Here is a 22173-nt window from a genome sequence, read left to right as displayed (position 1 = left end):
CTCTCGTTCATGGATAGTCATCCATACCATCTTTCGAGAGGGGTTACACTTTTTTCTTAAGTTGACAGCTATGGGCTGAAGCCGTGCCCACGGAAAGCGAAGTGGCCGGACTGGTTGGGGTTAAACCGTCTTATTCATTTCAAGCACACTTTGTTTACAGTCTGAAAGCTAAAGCTGACCCAATAATGGGTCAGCTTTTTTATATGGTTATAAGCCAATCCGGTGCCTAGTTCAGTACCCAGCTCTTCGGGACATAGGCCAACTCGGCTATGTGGCAAAAGCGCCACTTCACTGGTCTGTCTTATGCCCGTCGAATCTAACACGGACGCTTGCGCTTTTCTTTAAAAAAAGCGGTGAAACGTCAAATATGGTACACTATTAGCATCGAAAAGAAGGTGGAATAAGACATGAACTTTATAGAAGAATTAAATCCGATTTGGCAAGAAAAATGGAATAAGGCGGGATTTGAAACTGCTATGCCTATTCAAGAACAAATGATTCCGGAAATGCTCGCTGGCAATGACATCGTTGCTGAATCTCCAACGGGTTCTGGAAAAACGCTAGCTTATTTATTGCCGATTTTACAGCGTGTGAATACGGCAAAACCGGCAATCCAAGCGATGATTGTCGCCCCATCGCAAGAGTTATCCATGCAGATTGTCAATGTGCTGCGTGAATGGACAGAAGGCACCGATGTAACAGTCGCCCAGTTGATTGGCGGAGCCAATGTGCAGCGCCAACTGGAGAAGTTAAAGAAAAAACCGACGATCGTTGTGGGGACGCCAGGGCGCTTAAACGAATTGATCAAAAGCAAAAAACTCAAGATGCACGAAATACGCATGCTGGTTTTAGATGAAGGCGATCAGTTAATGGCCCGTGAGCACCGCAATATCATGAAAGATTTGATTGAAAAAACACAGCATGATCGTCAATTGGTACTCGTATCTGCAACCATAACAGAAGAAGTAGAGCTAGTAGCAGAACGTTTGATGCAGCATCCAACGCGCATCCGAGTAACAGCAGAGGATATGCCGATGCTCGGAAAAGTGACACATTCGTTTATCAAAGTGGATGAGCGTGACAAGACTGATATGCTTCGCAAAATTTCGCATATTGATGGCGTGAAAGCATTGGCGTTCGTCAATAATCTTGACCAGCTATTGATGAAAGAAAATAAATTGAAATTCCGGGATGCGAAAATTGTTACACTGCATTCGGAAATGAAAAAAGAAGAGCGTAAAAAAGCGCTTGAGTCATTCCGCAGAGGGGAAGTTTCCATATTGATTGCGACAGAAGTGGCAGCACGCGGCTTGGATATTGATGCAGTGACGCATGTAATCCACGTGGATGTTCCGCAAACAGTCGATCAGTACTTGCACCGTTCCGGCCGGACAGGGCGAGCAGGGGCAGATGGCGAAGTTTTGACGCTCTTAGCTTACCAAGACGAGCGCCATTATAAAAAATTCACCAAAGAATTGCCTTCAAAACCGGTTCAGAAAATTCTTCATGGTGGACAGTTGATTGAAGGAAACAGTAAAACAATGTCCGAAAAGGGGAACAAACGATGACTTTCCAAGAAAAGTTGGAGCAGTATGCTGACCTTACAGTTTATGTGGGATTGAACGTTCAAAAAAACCAAACGATTATGATCAATACGACGGTTGATACGATTGAATTTACCCGGCTCGTGGTAAGAAAAGCATATGAAGCAGGAGCGAAACGTGTTTATGTAAATTACACAGATCCTGTTCAAACAAGAATCCATTTTGAAATGGCACCGGATGATGCTTTTACTGAATACCCGGAATGGTCAGTGGTACAGCGTGACGAAGTGATCAATACGGGTGGATCGTTTTTATGGATTGACGCAGAAGATCCGGATTTATTGACGGGTATCCCGGCAAAACGCTTGTCTGACTTCCAAAAAGCTTCAGGCAAAGCTTTGGAGCGTTATCGCCAAGCGGTAGGCTCTGACAAAGTAGCTTGGTCAATCGTGGCGATTCCTTCTGAGAAATGGGCACAAAAAGTTTTCCCGGAGCTTGAAGGCGATCAGCAGATGGAAGCACTCTGGGAAGCTATTTTTAAAACAGTGCGCATTGGAGAAGGCGATGCGGTGGAACAATGGAAACAGCACATAGAGATGCTGGAAAAGCGTGCAGGTTTATTAAATGATAGAAGATTTGCGAAGCTGCATTACACAGCTCCCGGAACCGATTTGACAATTACCCTTCCTGAAAAGCATATTTGGATGTCCGGCGCTTCAAAAACTCCGCAAGGAAATCCGTTTATCGCTAATATGCCGACCGAGGAAGTTTATACAGTTCCTTTGAAATATGGTGTAGAAGGCGTTGTACGCAATACCAAGCCCCTTGTCTATCAAGGCAATATCATTGATGGGTTCACTTTGACATTCGAAAAAGGGAAAATTGTCAAAGCACAAGCAGAAGCTGGACAGGAATTACTTGATGAAATGATCGCTGCTGACGAGGGAGCGGCTTATTTAGGTGAAGTTGCTTTAGTGCCTCATCAATCGCCAATATCAGATGCCAATATTTTGTTTTTCAATACACTATTTGATGAAAATGCTTCTAACCACCTGGCAATCGGAGATTCATATCCGACTTGCTGTGAAGGTGCCCGTGATTTGGAACGGACGCAATTGGAGTCGATCGGCTTGAATACTTCCATTGTCCATGAAGATTTTATGATCGGAAGTGCAGAAATGAATATTGACGGCATTCGGGAAGACGGGACAAAAGAGCCGATTTTCCGCAATGGAAACTGGGCATTCTAAGAGGTGAGCAATTTGAAGAAATTTTGGACAGCAATGTTGGCTATTGCCTTATTGATCAGTGGATCGATGTCGGTGCAAGCGGAAGTGAGAATTCCTGCGGTTTATATCGCACTTGGCGATTCTTTAGCAGCAGGGCAAACACCAAATTCTCAAATTGATGCAGGCTATTCAGATTTGATTGCGCAAGAATTGGCGCGCCATCAACCGGTCGCTTTCTATACAAAAAACCTGGCCTTTCCAGGGTTCACCACAGCAGATGTGCTGAAAAGGATACAGTCACCGGAAGCTAAGGAAGCACTGGCTTCAGCCAATATTATCACTTTATCTGCAGGTGCGAATGATCTTTTGCCATTAGTTCGATCGAATCCAGCAGAAGGCACTTTGGCATTTCAGCAAATCCAGGTAGACTTTGCTTTAAACAAAGCACGGATTAATCTTGAAGCCATTTTCGCAGAGCTGAAAAAGACAGCTCCGCATGCGGACGTGTATGTAATGGGCTATTATTTCGCTTATCCGCATGTCTGGGATACGCAAAAGGAAGGTACGGGAAAACAGCTTGACCAACTCAACGCTATACTGAAGCAAACAGCAGAAAAAGCAGGAGCGCAGTTTGTGTCTGTAAATCAATCATTTGGAGATAATGCAATTGACAAAATTCCAAATCCGGCCGATGTTCATCCAAACATCAAAGGCTATCAATCGATGGCGAACGCTTTTTTGGAGCAATACCAAAAAGGCTGGAAAGTAGAAGATGGCGAATTGCCGGCGGCTGACCCTAAAACATTCGAAGAAATGCTCCAGTTGCAGGGACAGGACGGAGAAGAGAAAAGCACAGCGATTGATGGCGTTACCTCGGCACGCCCTTCTGAGAAAATGGAAACCGAATACTTAGCATTGCGTCAAGTGGTGCCTTACGTGTGAAGAAAGTCATCACTCAAGCGGGAAGTTCGTCGACATTTAGGATTTGTAAATCCATCGACTGGACATTTATGCAAAATACACATCAGAATAATAAAAACCGCTCCGGAAATCCGGAGCGGTTTTCTTATCTTTAACGTTTGGCTTGTGGAGTCTTGTATTGGCTGGTATTTCCGGTTTTTTTACTTTTTTGCATTACTTTACGGATAATCGGGTAAGCAACGGGTGCTATTTTGATGGCGGTTTTTACAATACGACCTATTCCCATATCAATCTCTCCTATCATAAGTGAGGTATAAACTAGATTCCCTAGTTTTTGTTTTTATAAACCTAGTCATTAAGAATAGGCTAATGAAATAAGAATATCTTTATACTCGTGGACACTTGAAATGAAGACATATTCCGCATTGCCATGCCAGTCATCACCGGATGGCCCGAACTCGATAGCCCCTTCACCACCATTAACGGCAGCATAATAGCGGGTATCGGCAGCTCCGTGCTGGCCGAACAATACCGGTTCTTTCCCGGTTGTTTGTTTGATGGCTTTTTGCAGGGTCTGTATATAAGGGTTCTCTTTAGACGTTGTTAAAGCCGGCGTTGAGCCGCTGGCCTTGTATTCCATGTCAAGCTTTAAGGTATCGGCGAGTTCCGCCATTTGCCGGATAATTTCTTGTTTGTCCTGTCCTGGCATGAAACGGATATCATATGACATATGGCAAATTTCCGGAACCACATTATAGCGGTCACCGGCATTGATGATCGGAAGATTAACAGAAGGCTGTCCGTAATACTCCGTGGATTCTTTTCGGAAAGGCAATTCTGCCATAGCCATATGAAATTTCATAGCAGATTCAATAGCGTTGACGCCTTCCCAAGGCCGGCTTCCATGAGCGGGTTTGCCTTTAAAAGTCAGATCCATGCGTAATATTCCTTTAGATTGCAGCCCGACTTTTAAGCCAGTAGGTTCACCACAAATAACAAAATCCCCATGATAGCCTTGGTCCACTAGCCACTTTGACGTATTGCGACCGCCAATCTCCTCATCGGTGACGATATGTAATTGGACAATCTGATTGAGTTTGCTTTCATCTAACTCCACAAAAGCCTGCATCATAGCAGCAACTCCGGCTTTCATATCGGCCGCTCCACGGCCATAAATTCGGTCGCTTTCCTCCATAGGAACAAATTGATCGGCATGTCCAGGCACCACATCGACATGTCCGTTCCAAACAATTGTTTCAGTTCCTTGGCCTTTGACGGCTGTCAACATGGAATAACCGTCATTGTTATGGATTTTGACGTCTTGTCCATTTTTTTTCAGCCAGTCGGCACAAAAAAGAAGGGCGTCATTCGCTCCTTGTTTCGTATCACTTTCGATTTTAATCAAATTCTTAAGCAGTTCAATCATCTATTTGGCAACTCATGCTCAGTTGCCTGCACCACCTTTCCAATTTTATAGCTATTAAAAGTATACCCTAACGATAGAGCTTGAAACGATATTGCTTTAAGGGCGGTATTTGTGTACAATACAAGTGTTAGCGAAATAATGTATACACCACAAGGGGAGCTTATTGCTGAGAGTGAACATTTTGTTCTTACCCTTCGAACCTGTAAGTTAACACTTGCGCAGGGATGTGGATGGAAACCTGCCCTTAACGCGGCGCCAGGATCTATCCTGGCGCCGCTTTTATATGGTTTTTTTCTGCGGCCCTTCTGGTGATGTGCATAACACATAAGGAGGAAGTCATGAGAAATTTACGAGTTTTATTGATGGTGGAAATAGCGATTTTCGGAGCGCTCGGTTATGTTCTGGATTTTGTGGCGTTTAAGATGCCACAGGGTGGCTCAGTCAGCTTTGTGATGATTCCCATCGTCTTGATAGCATTTAGAAGAGGCGTCCTGGCAGGTATCTTAACAGGGCTGCTTGTAGGCTTACTGCAAATCGTCACTGGAGTTATTTCAGTTACTCCACTTTCGTTCGGATTTGTAGTGATGCAAGTAGTCTTTGATTATCTCCTTGCATATGGCGTTGTCGGCCTTGCTGGAATAATGCGCGAAAGATATTTGCAAGCGAGCCGGGAACATCGCACAGTCGGTATGATTACCGCTGTAGTGACGGGGCTCTTCATTGGCTCGTTGCTGCGTTATATTATCCATGTTATTACCGGCATCCTGTTCTTTGGGATGTTTGCAGAAGGCAATGTTTTTGTCTATTCAGCAGTTTATAATGCAACATACATGATTCCGGTATTTCTGCTAGCGGCTTTTGTATGCTCTGCCCTTTTTGCAGCTGCCCCTAAACTAGTAGATATAAAAGCATAAGGTGATAAATCATATTTTATTTTCGATATTCTGCTGAACAGCGTCTGCCTGAAGAGAATTGGTAACCTTAGGTATTCCATAGAAAAGCCGTCGAAGCAATTCACTATACTGTAAGAGGATTATCGTTATGATAGTCCTCTTTTCTTGTGGTATAATTTTTCATAGACAAGTTGAAAGAAGGGTATTTAATGATTGCCAATACAGAAAAAGATATTGAGATGTTAAAAAAAGCCGGCCGAATGGTCGCTGAAATTCGAGATGCTATGAGAGCCGCGACTAAGCCGGGCATCACGACAAAAGAACTTGATGAACTGGGCGGCCGAATGTTTGAAGAACTGGGCGGGGTCTCAGGGCCGAAATCCGAATACGATTTCCCAGGATATACTTGCATCAGTGTAAATGAGGAAGTCGCTCATGGCATGCCGGGGAAACGGGTTATCAATGAAGGCGATATGGTCAATATTGATGTATCAGGATCTTATGAAGGCTATTTTTCAGATACGGGCATTTCTTTTGTAGTAGGGGATGGACATCCTGAAAAAGAAAAACTATGTGAAGTGGCTGCCTCTGCATTTGACCGTGCCATGACAAAAGTCAAAGCTGGTGCAAAATTGAACCAAATCGGTAAAGCGGTTGAACGCGAAGCTAAACAACAAGGCTTATTCGTTATCAAGAATCTGACGGGCCACGGCATTGGAAAATCATTGCATGAAGCTCCTCAGCATATTTTGAATTATTATGATGCCTGGGAAACCACCATTTTGAAAGAAGGAATGGTCCTGGCTGTAGAACCGTTCATTTCCCAGAAGTCTGAGCATATTGTGGAATCCGGAGACGGCTGGACGTTCATCACACCTGATCAGTCTCTCGTCGCCCAAATTGAGCATACTGTGCTTGTTACAAAAGGCGAGCCGATTTTACTGACAAAAATAGATTGATAAAAAAAAGACCCTTAGGGTCTTTTTTTTATCAATAAAATTCCAGTTAAAATCACACCGCATAAAAACAGGGAAGCCGTGGTAAGCAGCAATTCATCGGTTCCATGTTTTACTGCAATCCCGATAAATGCCCAGATGAACACCAATGCATACGGAACATCGGAATAATGGAACCGGATATGAAGGGCCAGCGCTGTGGCGATTGTCAGCATGATGACAGCCCAGAGCTGATCGCTCAGCCCCCAGCCACCCCAGTTATAGTAGGTGAGTACAAAACTGATATTGGCAATGGTGGCGATACTGATCCACCCTAGATTAATCGAAATTGGAAAACGTTCCATAATGCTTCTTTCTTCGTTGCCATATTGAAGGTAAAGTCCGACTAAAGACAGCAGGTACCCGAGCATTGCAATAATTGACAACCCGAAGAATTCATAATGCCAGAGAAACAGCCAGATGATATTAAAGAGTGCACTTAAGATAAAAAATAGGGCTATTTTAGTTGAGGGAACTTGTCCTTTTTTCAGGCGCACCCAAAAACCGATAATCCAGATAGCAAGCAGTATGTAGATAAGTGACCAAATCGAAAATACATATCCAGCAGGCGTAAACAGTACAGGAACGCGATTAGAAATTTCCCCGGTTGTCTGGCCATTGAGCGGTAGAATATTTGCCATAGCATTGACAACGATGACAGCTATAAAAGCAATAGTCATCAGCAGTATCCGAAACATAAGAAATCCCTCCTCTTCTTTAAGTATACCTGTCCTGGTTTAGTACAACAAACTGCAATTTCCAAGAAAATTGAAATAAAAGGGAATTTGTGAAATGTCGGACACTTTTTCGAAAAATATTGGATAGGGGGTGCCCGCTCATTTGTTCCGCCTGCCGAATAAAAATGATATACTAATAAGTGTTTTTAGAAAATTTAGTTTACCAGGGGGTAAAACAATGACGGTGAAATTTCCGGAAGTATGGGATTTAGATGTGCTTTTCCCAGGGGGAAGCAATTCAGCTGAATTGCGGGTACATATGGACAATACGAGATCTGAATTAAAGGAATTTGAAAAACTGTCCCAGGGTTTTGGAGTTCCCGCTTCTCAAGAAGATGCTTCACGAATTGCAGACATGCTGGAACAAGTTAAAAAAGTGATGCAGCATTTAAATCAAGCAGGGTCATTTATCGGCTGTTTAATGGCTCAAAATACAGAAGATAAAAAAGCGGCTATTTTGCAGAGCGAAGCAGCTGTGTTGAATGCTGAATTTCAAACTTCACTTCAAAAAATCCAGCAGCAATTAACGGAAACAGAAGACAGCGTATGGAATGGACTTCTTGCAACCGAAACCTTGAAGGAGTTCAGCTTCGTGCTAAATGAATGGCGAACAGAAGCAAATATGCTGCTATCTGAAAAAGAAGAAAATATCATCACCGCACTTAGTACGGATGGCTACCATGGCTGGAACCAGCTTTATGATATGCTCGTCGGGGATATTAAAATAAAAATGGTCATTGGCGATGAAGAAAAAGTTCTTTCTGTAGGCCAAGCCAATAATTTAAGTTCTCATCCTGACTCAGCTATCCGCCAACAGTCATATGAAAAACTGGAAGAAGCTTGGACTGAAAAAGAGGAGTTTTTTGCAAAGACATTAAACTCAATTGCGGGCTTCCGTTTGGAAGTATATAAAAAGCGCGGATGGAACAGCTTTCTCCAAGAGCCGCTTCATCTTAATCGCATGAAACAGGAAACTTTGGATGCCATGTGGGGCGCTATCAGCAAACATAAGCAGCCTTTTGTCAGCTACTTGAACAAAAAAGCCGAGATTCTTGGGAAAGACGGGTTGGACTGGTTTGATGTGGATGCACCTGTAACTGAAAGCACTCAGCAGTTCGCCTATCAGGAAGGTGCAGAATTTATCTTAGAGCATTTTGGGGAATTCGGCCCAGAACTTCAGCAGTTTGCTGTAAAAGCTTTTGAAAGCGGCTGGATTGAGGCCGAAGACCGGCCGAACAAACGCCCAGGCGGTTTTTGCACCGGTCTTCCAATGACAGAAGAATCACGTATTTTCATGACTTACAGCGGGACAATGTCAAATGTGGCAACATTAGCGCATGAGCTGGGCCACGCTTTCCATACGTATGCGTTGCGGCCTGTACACCCATTAAACCGTTCATATGCCATGAATGTAGCTGAAACTGCTTCTACATTTGCAGAAATGATTGTTGCGGATGCGGCAGTTAAAAATGCACAAGCAAAGGAAGAAAAAATCGCATTGCTTGAAGACAAATTACAGCGAAGTGTAGCTTTCTTCATGAATATTCATGCACGTTTCTTGTTTGAAACCCGCTTTTATGAAGAACGAAAAAAAGGAGTCGTATCAGCATCGAGGTTGAATGAACTGATGGAAGAGGCTCAAAAAGAAGGGTTTGGAGGAGGATTAAAATCAACCCATCCACATTTCTGGGCGTCCAAACTTCATTTTTACATTACAGATGTACCTTTTTATAATTTCCCTTACACTTTCGGTTATTTGTTCTCGCTCAGTATTTATGCAAAAGCTTTAGAAGAAGGCAGCGGTTTTGAAGAAAAATACACGGCATTATTGCGTGACACAGCGATTATGACAGCTGAAGATTTAGCGCTGAAGCATTTGGACGAAGACATTACACAGGAAGCGTTCTGGGAAAAAGGAATTGCTTTATGCGTAAAAGATGCCGAAGACTTTAATGCGTTAGTTTCTTCTGTGGAATGATGCTATGAATTTAACTTTTGAAGGACATACATGTTACATTCGGAACCTAACGGTTGATGATGCGGAAGAAATGGTACAACTATTAATGCGCAATCGGGAATACTGGGCCGTCTATGAACCGCGTCATCAAGACAGTTATTTTACTGCTATGGTTCAGCGGGAAAAGATAAGAGAATCAATTTATCAAGCAAGAGAAAACCGCGAATATAGTTTCGGGATATTTGAGCATAAATCCAACAAAATGATTGGCCATATTTCAATATATGGCATTAAACGCCTTCCTTTCCTCAGCGCGCTGGTTGGCTATTCTATTGATGAAGCATGTATCGGCAGAGGGATTGCTACAGAAGCGGTCCAGCTGGTGGTTGCTTTTGGATTTGAACAACTTCACCTCCATCGGATCGAAGCCTATGTGTCCCCAAGAAATCTTGGATCAATCCGCGTATTGGAAAAGTCCAAGTTTCAGAAAGAAGGGCTGTTGCGAGAATTTCTGTATATTAATGGAGAGTGGGAAGACCATTTCCAATATGCATTATTGGAAGATGAATTTTGAAAGGGCAAGGCCACCTATAAAAAATGGTGGAAATCAGTTTCCAGATGGTTTTTTGAATAGAAGCAAGGAGAGGAAAGATCAATATGGATAGAAATCGGCTATTTTCCTATCATCAATGGGCTACTCTTGAATCCCTTCGCCATGTCGGGACTTTTGGTGAAGAGCTTTACCAAAGAGAAGGGCGCAACTCTTTTTCTTCGATTGAAAAAACAATGGAGCATGTCATTGGCGTTGAAAAATTATGGCTGTTACGGATGATCGGATCGGAGAGCCCTAGATTTGAATATTTTGATGTATCGACAACAGAAAAAGCGATAGAAGCATTTATGCTGTTACATGCTGAGATGGAGCTGTACATGTCATCGCTGACAGAAGAACAATGGCAGGAAAAATTAAGATTCAAGTCGATACGCGGTGATGAGTTCGAGAATACACGTGAAGAAATGTTGTTTACTGTTATCAATCACGGCTCCTATCATAGGGGACAGGTGACGTCTTTTCTGCGCCAATTTGGCAAGGAAGGAATTGCACTGGATTATCTTTATTTTAATAAATAGGAACTGCCAAATGGTTCAGCAAAACAACGGTACTTCCGTGATTTTGCACCAGCCAGTTCACTCTGAATGATAAAAAAACCGCTGAGAAATTTCTCAGCGGTTTTCAATTCCATCAACGACAATATCAAGTTTCCCGGTTTTAGGATCGATCACAAGTCCGTGGACGGGTACGGTGCTATCCATAAGCGGATGGTTCTTGACCATATTTACACTGTGACGGACGCTTTCAGTAACATCGTCGAATCCGCGTAGCCAATTTTCCAGGTCCACTCCAGAGTATTTCATTTGTTCAATCGTTTTTTCTTCAATTCCGCGGGCCTTCATTTTTTCTAATATAGAGGCAGGTTTGATGGCGGCCATTCCGCAGTCATGATGTCCAATTATGTAAATTTCATCTGCATTCAGCTCGTAAACAGCGACGAACAAGCTGCGCATGACTCCTCCAAAAGGATTGGTGATAACAGCGCCTGCGCTTTTTACAATTTTCGCATCGCCATTTTTCAGATTCATCGCTTTCGGCAGCATTTCAAGAAGCCGGGTATCCATACAAGTAAGAATGACAATTTTTTTGTCAGGGAATTTCGTCGTAATGTACTGTTCGTATTCTTTGTTTTCTACAAACGACTCATTGTACTTTAAAATTTCTTCTAATCTGGTCATGGCGGTTCCTCCTTCAGAAATCTATTCTTATCATAATACTTTTACACGGAAAAAAACAGCTCGGAGGCAATATGCTCCGGGCTGTTTTGATTATCGTGCGATTTTATCCAATTTATTGAGCATGACGAGCGACTTCCCTGTACCGACCGCAACTGATTCAAGCGGCTGTGGTGCAATATGGACAGGTACTGAAATTTCTTCAGACAGCCATTGCTGCATTCCTTTAAGCAAAGCACCGCCTCCGGAAATAACAACTCCTTGGTCTACAATATCGCCTGACAGTTCCGCTGGGCAATTTTCGAGTGTAGCGCGTATGCATTCCAAAATGGCAAGCAAAGATTCTTTTAATGTTTCCTGGATTTCAGTAGATGTTAAATTAACGATTTTCGGCAATCCCGTCATGATATCACGGCCTCTAATTTCCATTGTTTCTGCCTTATGCGGAATCAGTGCATAGCCGATTTCTTTTTTGATATTTTCTGCAGTAGGTTCACCAATCAATACATTATAATGTTTGCGGACATATTGGATGATGTCTTCATCCATCCGGTCACCGGCAACTTTTACCGTGTTTGCTGAAACAACTCCACCAAATGAGATGATGCCGACTTCAGTCGTTCCGCCGCCGATATCTACAATGACACTGGCAATCGGTTCACTGACAGGAAGGTCTGCTCCAATTGCAGCCGCAACAGGTTCCTCAATCAAGTGAACGCTTTTCGCTCCGCTTTGCTTAGCAGCGTCAAGAATGGCGCGACGTTCAACAGATGTGGCTCCACAAGGAGTGCAAATCATTACATTCGGTTTACGTAAAGAGCCGCCCAATTGTTTTGCAGCTTTTTGCATAACCAATTTCAGTAATTCAGTGGTAACGTCAAAATCCGCGATAACGCCTTCTTTTAAAGGGCGTACAATCCGAATTGAACTTGGTGTTTTGCCAATCATTGCCTTGGCGTCTTCGCCAATTGCAATCACTTTTCCTGTTTTTGTATCTAATGCAACAACTGAAGGTTCATTTAATATAATGCCTTTTGATTTTGTGTATACTAAAATATTTGCTGTTCCTAGATCAATTCCAATATCTGTTGAAGAAAACATGCCTAAACTCCTCCTATTATAAACGACTACCATTTTGCATTTTACCATGTAAAAAACAATGTAAAAAGAACGTAAGAAGAAAATGATACATTAGAAAGGTCTATTGTATGTAAAAATTACAAAAAAGAGGTTCTAAAGTTACAGTATGTAATCGCCGTGTAAACTAAATGAATTAAAATTGTAATGAATTAGTCATATGAAGATATTAAAAAACCGCCCTCTAAAATAAAGGACGGTTTTTTCTCAATATCTCTTTTTTGGTAATGGATCCACATGCTCCGCATCGTGTACGTGAAGTTCTTTGCCCAAGTAATGCAGCAAAGTAAAGAAGAACAAGAAAATGACAACCATAAATCCAAGAACAATCGTAATGCCTTCTAACATAATGAAAACTCCTCTCCTATCTGTAATCATCAACTTTAATTATACATGATAACAGCACAGAAATTAAGTGTCGAATTAATGATACTTAAAAAGCCCAGTTTCCAGCTCTGAAAATCGGCTCTCTTGTTCCATCTTCTAAAATGCCGTCAATATCCATTTCATCTGAACCGACCATAAAGTCCACATGTGTGATGCTTTGGTTTAAACCGCGCGCCGCTAATTCTTCTTTCGACATTGTTTTGCCGCCTTCAATGCAGAAGGCATAAGCACTGCCAATGGCAAAATGATTTGAAGCGTTTTCATCGAACAGGGTATTATAAAATAAAATGTTCGAAGCAGAAATAGGTGACTGATGCGGCACTAGCGCCACTTCTCCCAAATAATGAGAGCCTTCATCAGATGCTATCAGTTCTTTCAACACCTCTTCACCTTGGGCAGCGGTCGCATCGATAATTTTTCCGTTTTCAAAAGTGATTTTAAATCCGTCGATGATATTGCCGCCGTAACTCAAAGGTTTTGTACTGGATACAAAGCCGTTGACACCTGTTTTGTCAGGTACAGTAAACACTTCTTCAGTCGGCATATTTGCCATGAAGGTATGTCCTTTTTCATTCACTGAGCCTGCACCGCACCATAAATGGCCCTTTGGAAGAGCAACTTCCAAATCGGTATTTGGTGCTGTGTAATGAAGCTTTGTGTATTTTTTATCGTTTAAATAGTCTACTTTAGTATGTAGCTTTTCATCATGGTCAAGCCATTCTTGAACGGGATTGTCCAAATCCGCGCGCACTGCTTTAAAAATCGCATCCCATAAAGCATCTACTTGCTGTTCTTCCGGAAGATCTGGGAATACTTTTGCAGCCCACGCTTTGGAAGGCGAAGCCAGGACAGTCCAGCTGATTTTGTCTGATTGGACATACTGGCGATATTTGCTTAAAGCAGTACCGGTCGCTTTTTGGAAAGCGGCAATGCGTTTAGAATCGATGCCTTTTAAAAGATCCGGGCTTTGGGACATGATGCTGATAAAGGCAGCCCCTTGGTCTGCGAGCAATTCACGTTCTTGTACTTTCCATATTGGAAACTCAGAAAATGAATCTTCTGGAGCTAATTCAAAGCGATAACGGGTTATTTCATCGTCGCCCCAATCCACATGGACTTGTTTTGCTCCCGCTTCATAAGCTTTTTTTGCAATTAATCGTACTAAAGGTGCAGCATCAAGAGTCGCGTTGATATAAAGCGGTTGCCCAGGCTGAATATTGACACCCACGCTTACAGCTAAATCGGCATAGCGTGCTAATTTTTCTTCAAATGTTGTCAAATAAATCTCTCCTCTCATCATTAATATAGTAGCAATTTTCAGTCAGCCTATGCAATCTTTAGGCAGAAAATCACAGTATTATTTACTTGCATTTTTTATTATAAAAGTTTATGATTTAAACAAATGTTTAAGAAGGAGGTGGGTAAATGAATAAAAAAGAACAGGAAGTCATCGCCTTAATTAAGAAAAACCCGTATTTATCGCAACAGGAAATGGCAGATTCTCTGAATATGTCCCGTCCTTCTTTAGCCAACTTGATATCAGGCCTCATTCGGCAAGGAAAGATTGCCGGCCGAGCATACATACTTCCAGAAGAAGGGACAGTGGTTTGCATCGGAGGCGCCAATGTCGATCGGAAATTCTGGCTCGATAAAACAGCTCAGATGGGCACTTCCAATCCAGCAACGGTTTCTGTGAGCATTGGCGGAGTTGCGCGGAACGTTGCGGAAAACTTGGGAAGGATGGGACACCGGGTAAAGCTAATGTCCATTGCGGGAAATGATCCGGAGTGGAAATTGATTGAAGAAACTTCGTCTCCTTTTATGGATACTGACTTGACCATAACCCATAATGAATTCTCGACAGGTACTTACACAGCCATACTGGAGCCGGATGGTGAAATGATTTTAGCAATGGCTGACATGGCCATTTATGGTTCTTTGACAGTGGACTATGTAAAAAGAAATGAAACGGCTTTATTGACAGCGGATTTTCTAGTCATCGATTTGAATTGCCCGAAAGAGACGGTCCAGTACGTGCGCGAACTGGCAAAAGCACGGAATATCCCACTGGCTGTCATTCCTGTTTCGACACCGAAAATCGATCGGCTTGAAAAAGATTTGACTGGCATCACTTGGCTGATTCTGAACCGCGGAGAGGCAGAGCGCTTTTTAGACATTACGATTGATTCTCAGGAAGCATGGCAGGAGGCAGTTGCGCGTTTAGTGGAACATGGAGCTGAAAATGTGGTGATCACCGGCGGCAAAGATGGCGCAATGGCTGGAAACCGGGAACAGGTCAGCCACTTCGCTGCTATCAGCGTTCCGGCACTGCTCGATGTCACAGGAGCGGGAGATGCTTTTTCAAGCGGCATCATCCATAGTTATTTAAAAGATCATCCGTTTGAAAAAATTATTCAAATGGGGCTTGTCAATGCAGCAAAAACACTGCAAAGCGAAGCGACAGTAAGAACCGAATTATCGGCAATGCAATTACAAAATGAACTGGAGGAACTTTTATGAACTCAATGATTACTTATTCAACTGAAGTACAACAAGCAATGGACAACAACCAGCCGATCGTGGCTTTGGAATCTACAATCATTTCCCACGGCATGCCTTATCCGCAAAACGTGGAAACTGCCCGTATCGTCGAACAAATCATCCGTGATAACGGAGCTGTTCCAGCTACAATCGCCATTATGGATGGCAAGATTAAAATTGGTTTGTCTGATGAAGAACTAGAACTTCTTGGAAACAGCCCGGATGTGGCAAAAGTTTCACGCCGTGACCTTGGCCAATTGATTGCGACACGTAAAATCGGAGCTACTACAGTTGCTGCTACAATGATTTGTGCAGAACTTGCGGGCATCCGCGTATTTGCAACAGGCGGCATTGGCGGCGTTCACCGCGGTGCAGAAACGACAATGGACATTTCTGCTGACCTTGAAGAGTTGGCAACTACTGGAGTAGCAGTCGTATGTGCTGGAGCAAAATCAATTTTAGATATCGGTTTGACACTGGAATTCCTTGAAACAAAAGGCGTGCCGGTTATCGGTTATAAAACTGATAAAATGCCAGCATTCTACACACAGTCAAGCGAATTTGATTTGACTTTCCGTGCAGATGACGTTGATACATTGGCAAAAGTGTTGAAAGCGAAATGGGATCTCGGACTTAAAGGCGGCGCAGTTGTGGCTAACCCGATTCCGGCAGCACATGCACTTGAAGAATCTTTCATTAACGGCATTATCGACCAAGCGATGGCTGAAGCAAAAGAAAACGGCATTGCAGGTAAAGAAACAACGCCTTTCCTTCTTGGAAAAGTGAAAGAACTGACAGAAGGCACAAGCTTAGTGGCGAACATCGAATTGGTGAAGCACAACGCTGAAGTCGGCGCGAAACTAGCTGTAGCCTACAACAAACTTTAATAGAGACATATTAAACCGTGGGGATGTTTTATCTCCGCGGTTTGTTTTAATGGCAGTAGTCAGGTTTTTGCAGGGTATATGAATAGTGGACAAAAAGAAGCTCTCAATATTTGTAGCCCGTTCAGTTTTGAATCGCGAAAACCGAAATAACCCCCTAAATAGACTATCTTTAGAACCTATTTAGATAACATTTTAAAACACCAATTAACACCTAAATTCGACAGGTTTTCGAACCTGCGAACTTAAGTGTTTTTTTATCGGAATATAAACGAACATTCGGATTTCTGTCGCATACAACATTGTGTCAATCATCTTGTGGAAGGCATCCGTAATGGCTAAATGCGGAACAGCAAGTTCACATACAAAACATCCTTCAGGGTGTTTTCTTTTGCTCAATAAAAAAGTTTGAGTATTCACCCAACGGGTAATTGGGTGTAAGTAGACTTTTCAAACTAGGAGGAATTAATATGGAAAAAAATAATCGTGATGATTCTGTCCGAAAAGATTGGCAAGATACTCAGCAATCCCAGGCGGCAGGTATAGATAGAGATGTTGAAAAAGAAGAACAACGGAATGACAAACTTCAAGAAAGAGGCAGTTCAGACACAAACAACGATAGTTCGAACGAGCCTTACCTGGTAGATGGGGACACCACAATCAGAAAAAAAGATCCGAATAATTCAGCAGACTGGCGGAAATCGGAAACACCAAATCCGAGTAGGGAAACAAGCGGTTGGCAAAAAAGCAATGATTGGGACGACACCATTCGGGAACCAGAGGGAACCATTACAACAGGGGAACGCGAAAATGTAATAAACAGCGCAACTTGGGATCCAGGAAGTCACACTAAGAAAGAAGATGTGGGGCACGTAGATGTGAATGATTACGTTTCACCTGAAAACCATACGGAGGAACAACAGGTCAAATCTTACGAAGAGCGTTCAAAAGTGAACAAAGACCGTGTTCAAAAGGATAAGTAAATGCAGGAAAGCACGTGGTGATGGAAAACCAATCCATTGACGTGCCGATAGAGCGAGAAGAGCTGAAAGGATGAACCAACCCTTCGGCTTTTTTTATATACAAAACCAAAATAAAAGCAGCTCTCCTATCAGGAGTGACCACCGTGCGTTGTTTTCAGTAGTTGTTTTCTTTCTTTTGGGGTTCTAATTAGCGGTTTTGCGATTCAAAACTGAACAGCTCTCAATATTTGAGAGCTTCTTTTTTATGTCCGCTGATGAAAGGTTTTCCCGGCCTTTGTAATCGGGTACACAGAAATAAGGAGCTGAAACTCATGAAAACAGACGTATTCATCAGTGGTGGTGGAGTTGGCGGTTTGACGCTTGCTCTGAAGCTAGCCCAGCGTGGAGTAGATGTTGTTATTGCTGAACGCCTGGCTTCTCATACTCCCGCTTATAAAGGCGAATTGCTGCAGCCAAAAAGCATGCAAATTTTCGATGGCCTTGGCCTCTTTGAGGGAATCCGGGAACGTGCCAATGAAATCAAAGTGCTGGATATGCTGGAATTATCAAGTACGCTGGCTGTCCGGGATCAATCCTTTTTGGATTATAGTGTGCTGCCCGGAAAATACAATGCGGCTTATATGGCGCATCATGAAGAGTTGAAATCGATACTTCTCCGGACTGCTTCCAATTATTCCAATTTTCATTACTTGGGAGGGACGGTGTGCAAAAAAGTCACAGACAAGACTGCTCATTTGCAAAAAGGCAAAGAAAAAATAGAAGTGCAGGCTAATTTTTTTATTGGAGCGGAAGGACGAAATTCAATCACGCGCAAAGCGATGGGCATAGATATCAAACAGACCGCTTATAATCACCATTTCTTAACCGTGACGTTTCCACGGGCTGAAAATTTCAGAGATGGACAGATTATTTCTACATACAACCGATTTTTAGGCTTGTTTCCATTGCCTGACAATCTGGTACGAAGTGTGTATTTGATTCCGGAAGGGGATTACCAGCAATTAAAAGAAAAACCAATCAGCCATTTCCATAAACTTTATACCGATCTCGCGCCTTCAGTTGACGGTTACGTCCAGCAGCTGCAAGACTGGAAGAAAATTCAACTGATGATACCAGTTATGTTCCATGCACCTGCCTATGTAAAAGACAATAAAGCCATTATTGGGGACGCAGCACATGCGGTACATCCAATGGCGGGAGAAGGCATGAATATGGCCATTCAGGATGCTGATATTCTTGGGGAACTTTTGGCGGATATGATGGAACTTGGAAACCTTCAGGCCGGAAATCTAATGTGGTATGAAAAAGTGCGTTACAAAAGAGCCGAACATGTTCTGCAGCTGAGCCATTTGTCCGCGCTTGCTTATTCCTTTCCTTTTCGGACGGTCAGCTATATCCGAAAAAAGACGGTGGAACGGATGGAAGAAGATCCTATCCTTCATTTCAAGCAAATGCTCAACGTTTCTGGACTGGGGATGTGGAAAGAAAATGTCCGTGACCGGTTTATTCAAGGTGGCTTCATGCCTGTGCGGAACAGGGATTTAACTTCGGATACAAAAGAATTGAAATACTTCACCAGAGAAGAAGATTATCCATGGAAAGTGGAGGGACTTATATGATAGACGTGATGAAAATGTTTAAGGCACGGATGTATATGAAACGCAATGAGCCGTTTTTGTATAGCTGGCATGCCTACGTGGGGTACGAACTGGATTTGTTTAAAGCGTTTGAGCGTCCAGTGACAAAATTCGATGTAGCGGATGCATTGCAATTGGATGAAGACCTGCTGCACCAATGGGTCAATGTAGGAGTTTCAATCGGGCATTTGAAAGAAGCCGGAAGAGGGCGTTATAAAACATGGAATACATGGAAACTTCCAAAACCGAAAGGCCATAATTCCGCAGGGGTTTTACTGAAAGAAATGATGGAACTGCATATTCCTACACTACTTAGCTATCCGGAGATGATGAGGAAACAGAACCGCCATCATTTTGATGAAGAAAAACACGCACCGACAGTAGCAGAAACCAGCCGTTTGCTGGAAGTGTTGGCTATGCCTAAAATGTCTAAGCGTATTAAGGAAAACAAAAGCAGAACAGTTCTCGACATCGGCTGCGGAGAAGCAGGTTATATCAAGAAACTGGCGGATCGTTTTCCGGATACCCAATTCACTGGAATTGAAATTAGCCCTGCTGTAGCCGAAACTGCTAAAAAGTTGACTGCAGTTAATGATAATATCACCATAGAAAATGCGGACTTATGGCATTATAAACCGAAAAAACTGCAAGACATGGTGATGATGAACAATGTCATCCACTATATCGGCCTGGAAGAACGCCAAGCCTTGTTTACCGAGCTGAGCACTTGGCTGGAAGAAGGCGGAGTCCTCTCAATTGTGACACCAATTGCTGGAAGCAGTGATGATCCTCCATTTGCGAACGTCTTCAACAGCTTTTTCTCCTCTTTCGATAATTTATACCGCTTGCCGACAAGACAGGAACTTATCGAATGGGGAGAAGAAGCAGGACTCACCCTGCTCGGCATTCGGACCGTCATCAAAGAAGGCAGCTGGTACATTGCGCAATATCAAAAGAAAAGCTGAAACGGCCGTTCAGGTTCGACAGGCAAGAGATGGACCAAAAGTTTGGGCCATCTCTTTGCGACGAAGCACAAAGTGCTGCAACGCACTTTCATGTCTCGAAGCTAGCGTAGCGATGCAGAGACATGAGCAATAAGGGTTTTAGACGATTTGGCGAAGCGGCATGTCTTCAGCCGCACAGCCAAAGTGACTTATGACCCGAGAATCTGGCCGTTGAAGCTAGACATAAAAGAAAAGCTGAAGCGCCTGTTCAGCCCCGACAAGCGGTGGAGCGGCAGTCCCCTTTGAAACAGACATAAAAACCCCCGTGACATTCAGGGAATTTCCTGAATGTCACGGGGGTTAATTATTTGCGCAATGAACCAAGTTCCTGTGCGATTGCCTGCATTTCGTTTGGCGTAATGCTGTCACGGCTTGCGACCATTTCATACAGTTCTTTCAAATCTTCATATTTAGATGAGTTGAAATGTTCCGGCTTCATCGCATCAGCATTGACCATGCGCAATTTCGCTTTTATTTCTTCAATCATAAACGAGACGTTTTCATTTGATGGTTTTGATAGGTCCATGATGGGTTCCTGCCTTTCGAAGGATATAACCCATCATTTCACTGTTCAAAAAAAATGTCAATTGCCAACTCGTGCAGCTTCTTTGTCTGCTACAACTTTTGCTTTTTCTTCTTTGATTTTAGAAACGATTAATTTAGTTTCTAAAGCGATGACGCCCGATAAACCGAGAAGCCCGATTAAGTTCGGAAGAGCCATTAAACCGTTCATGATATCAGAAAACATCCAGACAACATCAAGCGAAGCCGTTGCCCCAATGAAAACGACTGCGATAAAAGCAACGCGGTAAACAATCAAGAGGCTTGGATTTTTAAATAAATACTGGAAGCATTTCTCTCCGTAATACGACCAGCCGATGATCGTGGAAGAAGCGAAGAAAATCAATCCAATTGCAACGACAATCGGTCCAGCTGGCCCTAAGAATTGTTCGAAAGCTGCCGTTGTCAGTGCAGATCCCTCAAGAGACTTGTCAGTGTACATACCCGACATGACAATCGTAATCCCTGTGATAGAGCAGATGATCAATGTATCAATAAATACTTGCGTCATGGATACGAGAGCTTGACGGCCAGGCAGATCGGTTTTGGCTGCCGCTGCTGCAATTGGTGCAGAACCAAGGCCCGCTTCGTTGGAGAACACCCCACGGGCAACCCCGTAGCGAATGGCTGCTCCTATCGCGCCACCTACAGCTGCTTCACCGGTAAAAGCGGAACTGAGAATAGTGCTGATTGCCGGCAGTATCAATTCGACATTTGTAATCATGATAATGGCTCCGGCAATAATATAGAATAATGCCATGAACGGAACAAAATAAGAAGTAACTTTTCCGATTGTGGTAATACCGCCCAAAATGACTGCCGCGGCGAAAACAGTTAAAATTATCCCTGTAATCCAAGTCGGGACATTAAACGTATCCCGGACCACGGCTGCTACTGAGTTTGATTGAGTTCCATTGCCGATGCCGAACGCAGCGATCGATCCAAAGATGGCAAAAGATACCCCTAACCATTTTTGTTTCAAGCCGTGTTCCAAATAATACATCGGACCGCCTGCCATTAAGCCTCTGGCGTCAGTCACACGGTATTTGACGGCCAGCACAGCTTCTCCATATTTTGTAGCCATGCCGAAAAACGCAGACATCCACATCCAAAATACAGCTCCTGGTCCCCCAAGAATAACGGCTGTTGCTACCCCGACGATATTACCGGTACCAACAGTCGCTGCCAGAGCGGTTGACAGCGCCTGAAAATGGCTGATGTCTCCTTCTGACTTCGTGTCTTGGTTTTTGGTGAACACAAGCTTTAATGCATAAGGCAATAATCGGACTTGTAAAAGGCCTAAACGAATTGTTAGAAAAATCCCTGTTCCTACTAGCAATACCAAGAGCGGTGGGCCCCAAACAAAACTGCTGATGCTCCCTAAAATTGATTCAAGTTTCTCCATCGTGTTTCCCCCTTTTATCTGTAACATTTTCGCACTTCCCCTTTGTTCACCACCTTTAGATTCAATATTCCGAAATATTAACGAAAGAGTCAAGGTTTTTCTGAAAAATAAAATTTACTTAGTGTTTAAATTTCTGGAGATTAG

Annotated in this window: 22 protein-coding genes and 1 riboswitch; of the genes, 13 read left to right on the top strand and 9 right to left on the bottom strand. The window is 43.1% G+C overall.

The window, feature by feature from the left end; translation table 11 throughout:
- The first annotated feature begins 407 nt into the window (after positions 1-407).
- From AC3AQ9_RS19935 to AC3AQ9_RS19925, 3 genes are read left to right on the top strand one after another with little or no spacing between them, the layout of a single operon-like run.
- Positions 408-1568 (top strand): DEAD/DEAH box helicase, encoded by a 1161-nt coding sequence (locus AC3AQ9_RS19935; protein ID WP_488309220.1) that lies wholly within the window; start codon positions 408-410, stop codon positions 1566-1568.
- On the top strand, positions 1565-2794 hold the full coding sequence (locus AC3AQ9_RS19930; RefSeq protein WP_488309219.1) for an aminopeptidase: 1230 nt from the start codon (positions 1565-1567) through the stop codon (positions 2792-2794). The genes AC3AQ9_RS19935 and AC3AQ9_RS19930 overlap by 4 nt, the downstream gene beginning before the upstream one ends.
- Before the next feature lie 12 nt (positions 2795-2806).
- The gene (locus tag AC3AQ9_RS19925; RefSeq protein ID WP_488309218.1) at positions 2807-3715 is read left to right on the top strand and encodes an SGNH/GDSL hydrolase family protein; all 909 of its coding nucleotides are present in this window, start codon (positions 2807-2809) and stop codon (positions 3713-3715) included.
- 130 nt (positions 3716-3845) lie between these two features.
- Here the strand turns inward: AC3AQ9_RS19925 and yxzF are convergent, their stop codons facing one another.
- Together yxzF and AC3AQ9_RS19915 are read right to left on the bottom strand one after the other, a co-directional pair.
- On the bottom strand, positions 3846-3980 hold the full coding sequence (gene yxzF, locus AC3AQ9_RS19920; RefSeq protein WP_488309217.1) for a small protein YxzF: 135 nt from the start codon (positions 3978-3980) through the stop codon (positions 3846-3848).
- 69 nt (positions 3981-4049) lie between these two features.
- Positions 4050-5120: a M20 family metallopeptidase gene (locus AC3AQ9_RS19915; RefSeq protein WP_488309216.1), complete on the bottom strand. Its 1071-nt coding sequence runs from the start codon at positions 5118-5120 to the stop codon at positions 4050-4052.
- Between the two features lie 142 nt (positions 5121-5262).
- Positions 5263-5362: riboswitch (TPP riboswitch) on the top strand.
- A 96-nt stretch (positions 5363-5458) separates the two neighbouring features.
- Here AC3AQ9_RS19915 and thiT point away from each other — a divergent pair.
- A complete protein-coding gene (gene thiT, locus AC3AQ9_RS19910) occupies positions 5459-6034 on the top strand; it encodes an energy-coupled thiamine transporter ThiT (RefSeq protein ID WP_488309215.1) in 576 nt (191 codons plus the stop codon).
- Between the two features lie 188 nt (positions 6035-6222).
- A complete protein-coding gene (gene map, locus AC3AQ9_RS19905; protein ID WP_488309214.1) occupies positions 6223-6972 on the top strand; it encodes a type I methionyl aminopeptidase in 750 nt (249 codons plus the stop codon).
- Positions 6973-6986: 14 nt separating this feature from the next.
- On the opposite strand, the gene AC3AQ9_RS19900 is transcribed toward map, so the two are convergent.
- Positions 6987-7706 carry a TspO-related membrane protein gene (locus AC3AQ9_RS19900; protein ID WP_488309213.1) on the bottom strand — a complete coding sequence of 240 codons (720 nt, stop codon included), beginning with the start codon at positions 7704-7706 and terminating at the stop codon, positions 6987-6989.
- A 217-nt stretch (positions 7707-7923) separates the two neighbouring features.
- Here AC3AQ9_RS19900 and AC3AQ9_RS19895 point away from each other — a divergent pair, with 217 nt between their 5' ends.
- From AC3AQ9_RS19895 to AC3AQ9_RS19885, 3 genes are all read left to right on the top strand, one after another.
- Positions 7924-9723, top strand: a complete 1800-nt coding sequence (locus AC3AQ9_RS19895; protein ID WP_488309212.1) for a M3 family oligoendopeptidase — start codon at positions 7924-7926, stop codon at positions 9721-9723.
- A 4-nt stretch (positions 9724-9727) separates the two neighbouring features.
- Positions 9728-10276 carry a GNAT family N-acetyltransferase gene (locus tag AC3AQ9_RS19890; RefSeq protein ID WP_488309211.1) on the top strand — a complete coding sequence of 183 codons (549 nt, stop codon included), beginning with the start codon at positions 9728-9730 and terminating at the stop codon, positions 10274-10276.
- 83 nt (positions 10277-10359) lie between these two features.
- A complete protein-coding gene (locus tag AC3AQ9_RS19885) occupies positions 10360-10833 on the top strand; it encodes a DinB family protein (protein WP_488309210.1) in 474 nt (157 codons plus the stop codon).
- 93 nt (positions 10834-10926) lie between these two features.
- Here AC3AQ9_RS19885 and AC3AQ9_RS19880 read toward each other — a convergent pair whose 3' ends face one another.
- The 4 genes from AC3AQ9_RS19880 to AC3AQ9_RS19865 form a co-directional block, all read right to left on the bottom strand.
- Complete coding sequence (locus AC3AQ9_RS19880) at positions 10927-11493, bottom strand: beta-class carbonic anhydrase (RefSeq protein WP_488309209.1); 567 nt, start codon at positions 11491-11493, stop codon at positions 10927-10929.
- Between the two features lie 90 nt (positions 11494-11583).
- Positions 11584-12591 carry a rod-share determining protein MreBH gene (gene mreBH, locus AC3AQ9_RS19875; RefSeq protein WP_488309208.1) on the bottom strand — a complete coding sequence of 336 codons (1008 nt, stop codon included), beginning with the start codon at positions 12589-12591 and terminating at the stop codon, positions 11584-11586.
- 243 nt (positions 12592-12834) lie between these two features.
- The gene (locus tag AC3AQ9_RS19870) at positions 12835-12975 is read right to left on the bottom strand and encodes a hypothetical protein (RefSeq protein WP_488309207.1); all 141 of its coding nucleotides are present in this window, start codon (positions 12973-12975) and stop codon (positions 12835-12837) included.
- Positions 12976-13060: 85 nt separating this feature from the next.
- The gene (locus tag AC3AQ9_RS19865) at positions 13061-14293 is read right to left on the bottom strand and encodes an aminopeptidase (protein ID WP_488309206.1); all 1233 of its coding nucleotides are present in this window, start codon (positions 14291-14293) and stop codon (positions 13061-13063) included.
- Between the two features lie 146 nt (positions 14294-14439).
- On the opposite strand from AC3AQ9_RS19865, the gene AC3AQ9_RS19860 reads away from it, so the two are divergent.
- From AC3AQ9_RS19860 to AC3AQ9_RS19840, 5 genes are all read left to right on the top strand, one after another.
- Entirely contained in the window at positions 14440-15534 is a 1095-nt protein-coding gene (locus AC3AQ9_RS19860; RefSeq protein ID WP_488309205.1) for a carbohydrate kinase, read from the top strand.
- Complete coding sequence (locus AC3AQ9_RS19855; protein ID WP_488309204.1) at positions 15531-16442, top strand: pseudouridine-5'-phosphate glycosidase; 912 nt, start codon at positions 15531-15533, stop codon at positions 16440-16442. The genes AC3AQ9_RS19860 and AC3AQ9_RS19855 overlap by 4 nt, the downstream gene beginning before the upstream one ends.
- 467 nt (positions 16443-16909) lie before the next feature.
- Positions 16910-17422, top strand: a complete 513-nt coding sequence (locus AC3AQ9_RS19850; RefSeq protein ID WP_488309203.1) for a hypothetical protein — start codon at positions 16910-16912, stop codon at positions 17420-17422.
- 311 nt (positions 17423-17733) lie between these two features.
- On the top strand, positions 17734-19041 hold the full coding sequence (locus AC3AQ9_RS19845; RefSeq protein ID WP_488309202.1) for an FAD-dependent oxidoreductase: 1308 nt from the start codon (positions 17734-17736) through the stop codon (positions 19039-19041).
- Entirely contained in the window at positions 19038-20024 is a 987-nt protein-coding gene (locus tag AC3AQ9_RS19840; RefSeq protein ID WP_488309201.1) for a class I SAM-dependent methyltransferase, read from the top strand. The genes AC3AQ9_RS19845 and AC3AQ9_RS19840 overlap by 4 nt, the downstream gene beginning before the upstream one ends.
- Before the next feature lie 343 nt (positions 20025-20367).
- Here AC3AQ9_RS19840 and AC3AQ9_RS19835 read toward each other — a convergent pair whose 3' ends face one another.
- Positions 20368-20589, bottom strand: a complete 222-nt coding sequence (locus AC3AQ9_RS19835) for a DUF1128 domain-containing protein (RefSeq protein WP_300991886.1) — start codon at positions 20587-20589, stop codon at positions 20368-20370.
- Between the two features lie 57 nt (positions 20590-20646).
- Entirely contained in the window at positions 20647-22029 is a 1383-nt protein-coding gene (locus AC3AQ9_RS19830) for an alanine/glycine:cation symporter family protein (RefSeq protein ID WP_488309200.1), read from the bottom strand.
- Positions 22030-22173: the final 144 nt, after the last annotated feature.

It is taken from the genome of Planococcus sp. VCh962 (assembly GCF_057748275.1).
This window is presented reverse-complemented; position numbering and strand designations above follow the sequence as displayed.

Coding starts and splice junctions, on each gene's coding strand:
- AC3AQ9_RS19900 (WP_488309213.1), bottom strand. CDS start 7,706: ATGTTTCGGATACTGCTGATGACTATTGCTTTTATAGCTGTCATCGTT.
- AC3AQ9_RS19880 (WP_488309209.1), bottom strand. CDS start 11,493: ATGACCAGATTAGAAGAAATTTTAAAGTACAATGAGTCGTTTGTAGAA.
- AC3AQ9_RS19860 (WP_488309205.1), top strand. CDS start 14,440: ATGAATAAAAAAGAACAGGAAGTCATCGCCTTAATTAAGAAAAACCCG.
- AC3AQ9_RS19885 (WP_488309210.1), top strand. CDS start 10,360: ATGGATAGAAATCGGCTATTTTCCTATCATCAATGGGCTACTCTTGAA.
- AC3AQ9_RS19895 (WP_488309212.1), top strand. CDS start 7,924: ATGACGGTGAAATTTCCGGAAGTATGGGATTTAGATGTGCTTTTCCCA.
- AC3AQ9_RS19835 (WP_300991886.1), bottom strand. CDS start 20,589: ATGGACCTATCAAAACCATCAAATGAAAACGTCTCGTTTATGATTGAA.
- AC3AQ9_RS19830 (WP_488309200.1), bottom strand. CDS start 22,029: ATGGAGAAACTTGAATCAATTTTAGGGAGCATCAGCAGTTTTGTTTGG.
- AC3AQ9_RS19840 (WP_488309201.1), top strand. CDS start 19,038: ATGATAGACGTGATGAAAATGTTTAAGGCACGGATGTATATGAAACGC.
- AC3AQ9_RS19870 (WP_488309207.1), bottom strand. CDS start 12,975: ATGTTAGAAGGCATTACGATTGTTCTTGGATTTATGGTTGTCATTTTC.
- AC3AQ9_RS19935 (WP_488309220.1), top strand. CDS start 408: ATGAACTTTATAGAAGAATTAAATCCGATTTGGCAAGAAAAATGGAAT.
- yxzF (WP_488309217.1), bottom strand. CDS start 3,980: ATGGGAATAGGTCGTATTGTAAAAACCGCCATCAAAATAGCACCCGTT.
- AC3AQ9_RS19850 (WP_488309203.1), top strand. CDS start 16,910: ATGGAAAAAAATAATCGTGATGATTCTGTCCGAAAAGATTGGCAAGAT.
- AC3AQ9_RS19855 (WP_488309204.1), top strand. CDS start 15,531: ATGAACTCAATGATTACTTATTCAACTGAAGTACAACAAGCAATGGAC.
- AC3AQ9_RS19845 (WP_488309202.1), top strand. CDS start 17,734: ATGAAAACAGACGTATTCATCAGTGGTGGTGGAGTTGGCGGTTTGACG.
- mreBH (WP_488309208.1), bottom strand. CDS start 12,591: ATGTTTTCTTCAACAGATATTGGAATTGATCTAGGAACAGCAAATATT.
- AC3AQ9_RS19915 (WP_488309216.1), bottom strand. CDS start 5,120: ATGATTGAACTGCTTAAGAATTTGATTAAAATCGAAAGTGATACGAAA.
- AC3AQ9_RS19890 (WP_488309211.1), top strand. CDS start 9,728: ATGAATTTAACTTTTGAAGGACATACATGTTACATTCGGAACCTAACG.
- thiT (WP_488309215.1), top strand. CDS start 5,459: ATGAGAAATTTACGAGTTTTATTGATGGTGGAAATAGCGATTTTCGGA.
- AC3AQ9_RS19930 (WP_488309219.1), top strand. CDS start 1,565: ATGACTTTCCAAGAAAAGTTGGAGCAGTATGCTGACCTTACAGTTTAT.
- map (WP_488309214.1), top strand. CDS start 6,223: ATGATTGCCAATACAGAAAAAGATATTGAGATGTTAAAAAAAGCCGGC.